The organism is Microbacterium sp. H6 (assembly GCF_003314775.1).
GTDB classification, from domain to species: domain Bacteria; phylum Actinomycetota; class Actinomycetes; order Actinomycetales; family Microbacteriaceae; genus Microbacterium; species Microbacterium oxydans.
The window spans coordinates 1,439-3,643 of the sequence record NZ_QOAY01000114.1 but is presented as its reverse complement, the minus strand read 5'-3'; the positions used below and the strand labels follow the sequence as shown (position 1 = coordinate 3,643).

Below are 2,205 nucleotides of genomic sequence, written 5' to 3'. Positions count from 1 at the left end.
GGTGCCCTCGCTCGGCCAGGAAGAGCGCGACGCCGGCGATCCCGTCGCGGCCGTACGGCGTGCGGATCAGGATCGTGTCGCCTCCGGATCCTTCCGCGTGCCAGTGGTCGGTGAGGAGCGCGGCGCCGTCGTCCGACGCCACCCGGATGCCGGTCGTCCGGACGACGTCCTGGTGCGTCTTCGCCGGCATGTCGGCGACGCGGGCGAGCCGCCGGTACTCGCGCCGCGCGGCGCCGCCCAGGCGGGGAGCATCGGTCATCGCACGCCCTTCACTCGGGTGACCGCGAACGCGGCGATCACGGCCATCACGACCGCGCCGATGTAGAGGGCCGCGAAGTTCTCACCTGTGGGCGAGCCTATGCGGGTCGCGAAGAATCCGAAAACGGGGACGAGGATGCCCGGCAGCAGGTAGGCGAGAGCCACGATGCCGAGGTCCTTGCCTGCGTCTTCGACCGAGGGGAGGCACTCCGTCATCAGCGCGACATCGGCGGCGATGTAGGCGCCCTGCCCCGCCCCGACGATCGCGATGCCGACGAGGAAGAAGGCGATGTCGCCGAAGGAGATCGCGAGGATGAGCCCTCCGGCGCTCGCGAGGGCGCCGATGATGACGCTCGGCTTGCGGCGACCCGTGCGATCGGAGATCACGCCGAACACGAACGCCATGACCAGGTTCATCAGCGTGAAGGCCGCTGTGGCCTGAGTCTGCAGGGCGGCTATCTCGGTCGGGTCGTCGATGCCGAAGCGGCCGGAGATCGTGAGGTAGAGATAGCTCGTGACCGAGACGATCGACGCGGTCATGAAGAAGCGGCACACCCACGCCCACGCGAAGTCCGGGTAGCGACGCGGACTCAACCAGAAGGTGGCGAGCACCCCGCTCCAGTCGAGCGGCTCGGCGGGCAGCAGTCGCCGGATGTCCTTCAGCGTGAAGAACAGGGTGAGCGCGAGGACCACGGAGAGGCCGCCGGGGATCAGGAACATGCCGATCTGGCCCATGGGCGCGACGATGCCCGCGAGGGAGACTCCGCCGAGGATGCCGATGGCGGTGGCCGCTCCGGTGACGGCGGACATGATCGCGCGGATGCTGCGGCGGATCTGATCCGCGAACAGGGTGTGGACGGTCATCGACACGGCGCCCCATCCGACGAGGACCAGGATCGTGCCGACGCCGAGCACGAGGAGGTTCGGCGCGGTCGCCTGGATCACGTAGCCGATCAGGGCGATCAGCGCGCCGGAGAGGATCCAGGGGCGGCGGATGCCGAGGCGGGACATCGAGCGGTCGCTGAGCCGACCGAAGATCGGCGTCGTGATGAGGATGGCGGCGCCGCCGAGGGTGAGGATGATGCTGAGGTTGCCCGTCGCCTGGTCGGGGTCCCATTCCTTGAGCAGCTGCGGGATCGCGACACCGGCGACGCCCTGGGCGATGCCGGAGCCGAACCACGCGAGCACGAAGGTGATCCAGAACAGGCGCGTCTGGCGCTGTCCGGGGATCGCGTCGGCGGTGAGCGGGGGAGCGGGATCTGCGGGGAAAACGGGATCGACGGCGTGGGTGGACATCTTCGTCTCCTGGTCTCGGTCGGGGTGGGAACTGTTCATGGCCGCGTGCCGGTGGTGGTCGCGGCTCCGGCCGACGGTCGGGGCATCGGATGGGAGTCGGCGCGGTAGGCACCGGCGAGCTCTTCGACGAAGGCGTCGCGCCATTCGCGGGCTCCCTCCCAGCATCCGGTGAGCCCGGGAGACGCGTGGTCGTGCCCGAGTCCGATGTGCAGCACGACGGGGACGCCTGCTTCACGCAGGCTGTCGGCGTACGCGATGGCACCGTCGCGGAGCGGGTCGTACTCGGCGGCGAGGATGAGTGCGGGCGCGAGTCCGCGGTGATCCGGCGCATCCAGTGGTGAGGCCTCGGCGAGCGGCGCTCCCGCGCGATACAGCCCGGCGAGGTGCTCGATGCCCGTGCGCTCGGAGGGCCGAAGGCGGCGGTGCATCGAGTCGCCGAACAGCCGCAGTGCCGCGGGCAGCACTTCGAGCGCCTGGTGATGCAGCGGCTCTCCGGCGTCGCGCAGGCGTAGAGCGGTGGTCGCCGCGATCGTCGCCCCCGCGGAGTTGCCTCCGACACCGAGCCGGTCGGCATCGACGTCGAGTTCGGCGGCGCGCTCGCGGAGGTCGGCGAGAGCGGCCACGGCGTCGTCGACGGGGGCGGGGAACGGG

General features: G+C 70.7%; 3 protein-coding genes. All 3 read right to left on the bottom strand.

Going from position 1 to position 2,205, the window contains the following annotated elements; genetic code table 11:
- Positions 1 to 259: hypothetical protein (locus DSP71_RS07875; protein WP_220151094.1), on the bottom strand; the 259-nt coding region annotated here is incomplete at its 3' end.
- Positions 256 to 1,554, bottom strand: a complete 1,299-nt coding sequence (locus tag DSP71_RS07870) for an MFS transporter (RefSeq protein ID WP_113680800.1) — start codon at positions 1,552 to 1,554, stop codon at positions 256 to 258. The genes DSP71_RS07870 and DSP71_RS07875, both read right to left, overlap by 4 nt.
- 35 nt (positions 1,555 to 1,589) lie before the next feature.
- Positions 1,590 to 2,205: alpha/beta hydrolase fold domain-containing protein (locus DSP71_RS07865; RefSeq protein ID WP_147251239.1), on the bottom strand; the 616-nt coding region annotated here is incomplete at its 5' end.

Excerpts from the sequence above, each read along its gene's own strand:
- DSP71_RS07870 (WP_113680800.1), bottom strand. The coding sequence starts at position 1,554 with ATGTCCACCCACGCCGTCGATCCCGTTTTCCCCGCAGATCCCGCTCCC.